Source organism: Wolbachia pipientis (genome assembly GCF_023661085.1).
Lineage (GTDB): Bacteria > Pseudomonadota > Alphaproteobacteria > Rickettsiales > Anaplasmataceae > Wolbachia.
Genome location: NZ_JAHDJT010000133.1, coordinates 1 through 3,284, shown reverse-complemented (window position 1 = coordinate 3,284; position 3,284 = coordinate 1). Strand labels below are relative to the sequence as shown.

General features: G+C 37.8%; 1 protein-coding gene and 1 pseudogene. Both read left to right on the top strand.

All coding sequences use genetic code 11. The annotated features are described in order from the left end of the window. The first annotated feature begins 23 nt into the window (after nt 1-23). Nucleotides 24-1,958 (top strand): annotated as a pseudogene (locus DM84_RS05475) (DUF4815 domain-containing protein). Continuing rightward, nucleotides 1,945-3,132 carry a hypothetical protein gene (locus DM84_RS05470; protein ID WP_250778956.1) on the top strand — a complete coding sequence of 396 codons (1,188 nt, stop codon included), beginning with the start codon at nt 1,945-1,947 and terminating at the stop codon, nt 3,130-3,132. The pseudogene DM84_RS05475 and the gene DM84_RS05470 overlap by 14 nt, the downstream one beginning before the upstream one ends. Nucleotides 3,133-3,284: the final 152 nt, after the last annotated feature.

The following is a 3,284-nucleotide window of genomic DNA, read 5'->3' as shown; positions in this document are numbered from 1 at the left end:
TTGTTGTAACTTTTTGAAACAAAATGACCTTAAATAGTTATTATAACCGCTTTAACCCTGACAAAGAATACGAAAAAAGCTTGTTCCTTGCAGGAAGAGGTTTGCAGTCAGCAGAATTAAATGAGATTCAAGATTACGCCCTTTTGAGGCTCAAAGGCATAGGAGATGCGATATTCCGTGATGGTGATGTTATAACTGGGGCTAATTGCATCATAGATGGGGAAAAAGTTACACTTGAAGCTGGAAAAATCTATCTTCGTGGAGCAGTTAGAAAAGTCGAAAAAGAGGAGTTTGTTATTCCACTTAATATTACAGTTCGCATAGGTGTTTATTATGTAGAATCTACCATTACAGAGCTTGAGGACGAAAATCTCCGTGATCCTGCAGTTGGTACGCGTAATTATCAAGAAGTTGGAGCTGCAAGGCTTAAAGTTTCCACCATTTGAGGTTATCAAGCAGAGAGTGTTACTGTTAACTCCGCAAATGGGGAATTCTATCCAATTTACAATATTGAAAACGGAGTTCTTGTTCAGTATTCACCGCCACCACAAGCAAATATAGTAACCACTGCACTTGCTCGTTATGACAAGGAGGCAAATGGTTCCTATGTTGTAAATGGCCTAGAAGTAATGTTTCTGCAAAAGGAAGAGGGAGAAGGAGGAAAAAAAATATTTGTGATTAATGAGGGAAAAGCTCATGTTGACGGCTATGAGATTGAGCTACCTCACAGTATTCGTGTTTCTTTTGATGAAGACCCAGATATAAAATCAGTTGAATCAGAACCACATACCTTTCAGCCAAATAGCCAAAGAGTAATGGAACTAAAAGTTAATGATTTTCCAATCAGCGAAATCAAGAAAGTAGATATAACTGTTCAAAAAACCATTACCATTACTCATGGTTCATATTCTGGAGCTATTGATCCGATATCTGACCCTGCAGTACTTGAGATTATTCAAGTTAAGCAAGGCAATATAATTTATGAAAATAGTGTAGATTATAAACTAAACGCAGGAAACGTTGATTGGTCATTACCGGGCAAAGAACCAGCACCTGGAAGTAGTTATCAAATAACTTATCGCTGTCGTACTCAGGTGAGCCCTGAAGATATAAATGAACAAGGATGTAAAGTAAGGGGAGCAGTTGATAATAGCTTGGTTCTGATTGATTATACCTGGAAAATGCCACGCTTTGATTTAATTACCATAGATGCAAAAGGAGTGGTAAGAAGAATAAAAGGAATTGCCCATCCTTGGAAACCATCAATGCCTAAAGCACCCGCTGGACAATTGCTACTTTGCTACATTCATCAAACCTGGAAAGATGGGGAAAAGGTGAAAGTAATGAATAATGCTATCCATGTAGTACCGATGAATGAACTCGAAGCAATGAAGAGTGGAATAAGAGATCTTTATGCGCTAGTTGCAGAGGAGCGTCTACGTAGTGATGCAAATTCAAGAGAGCCAACCACAAAAAAAGGAGTATTTGTTGATCCGTTCTTTGATGATGATATGCGTGATCAGGGAATTTTGCAGTCTGCAGCAATAGTAAACAAGGAATTGATATTGCCGATAAACGTGGAAATTATTGACGTTGAAAAGGAGAAAAAACCTTATTTATTGCCGTATGAACTTGAGCCGGTACTTGAACAGCTTTTACAGACTAAAAGTGAAAGGATCAATCCATATCAGGCATTTGATCCAATACCGGCAAAAGTTACCATGAACAAAAACACCGATCACTGGACCGAGATAAAGGCCAATTGGTCAAGTCCAGTAACAAGAGAATTTAATACTAGAGAAACAACAGAGCTATTGTCAAGTAATTCATATGAAGCTGAATTTATGAGAGAAGCAGTACAAGATTTTGAGATCGAAGGTTTTGAGCCAAATGAGAAGCTTAAAGAGATAAAATTTGACGGAATAACCTACAGCGTAAAAAAAGATGTTAATAGCTAACAATCAAGGACAAATAAGTGGAAAGATAAAAATCCCAGCAAATATTCCAGCAGGTACTAAATTAGTACAGTTTTATGGGGATAAAGGAAGCTATGGAGAAGCAACTTATACTGGTAAAAAAACTATTACCATAGAAGAGAGAAGAAGAGTTATCGCAGCAAGAAGAGTTGATCCTTTAGCCCAAACATTTACACTAAATGAAAGTAGGCACATAGGGAGTCTAGATTTATGGTTCACAAATAGCGGCAAAAAACGTGTTGTTGTGCAGATTAGAGAAACAGCAGTGGGAATGCCCTCGCAGACTGTCATTGCTGAAAGCTATATTGAGCCAAAAGATATAAAGATAGATGGCACAGCAACACGTATAGAGTGGTTACCAGTGTTTTGCCATGCAGGACAAGAGTATGCTATAGTTTTGCTAACCGATGATGCAGATACAGCAGTAAAAATAGCAGAACTTGGCAAGTATGATGCAGTAAATAGCCGTTGGGTAACAAGTCAACCATATCAAGTAGGAGTATTACTTTCATCAAGCAATGCAAGTACCTGGACACCGCATCAGAATTTAGATTTAACGTTTCGGCTACTAGCTGCAAAATTTAGCGAAGTTTCTCATGTTGTTGATCTTGGTAAAGTTACTGCAAATAACGTATCAGATTTAATAGTTTTGACAAATGTTGAAAAGGTAGCATTTGATACCAATGTAGAATTTATCTTAACAGATGAAGAGGGAAAAGAGAACTTTTTGTCTGATAATTTGCCACTTGCACTGCGTGAAAGATTATCTGGAGAGCTAACGGTAAAAGCAAGCCTAAAAGGAGGGCGAGAAAAAAGTCCAGTGCTATATCCTGGGTTACAGCTAGTTATGGGCAATCTTTCAGAGTCTAGGGATTATGTTACAAGAAGCATTACCGCAGGGGCTAACACTAAAATTACCATAACATATGATGCGCTGATACCCGGCACTGCAGATGTTAAAGCGTATGTGCAAAAAAGCGTGGGAGAATGGCAGTTAGTTAATTTAACAACGGGAAAACCAATCGGAGACAACTGGGTGGAAAGAACTCACGTGCTATCAAATTTTAATGCCAATGAAACAAGGATAAAATTGGTTTTAAGTGGAACGGTTATCTATCGTCCTAAAGTAAAAAATTTGCGAGTGATTATTACTTGAATCAATGCCAAATGAACAAAGCAAACGAGGATATACACTACCACATCCAGAAAACATTGCAGTGGAAGATGTAGTACGTATTCGCAGAGCTATAGAAAAAATAGATGAAGATATTACCGAAAGAGAAGATGAGCATAATCAACTAAAAAATA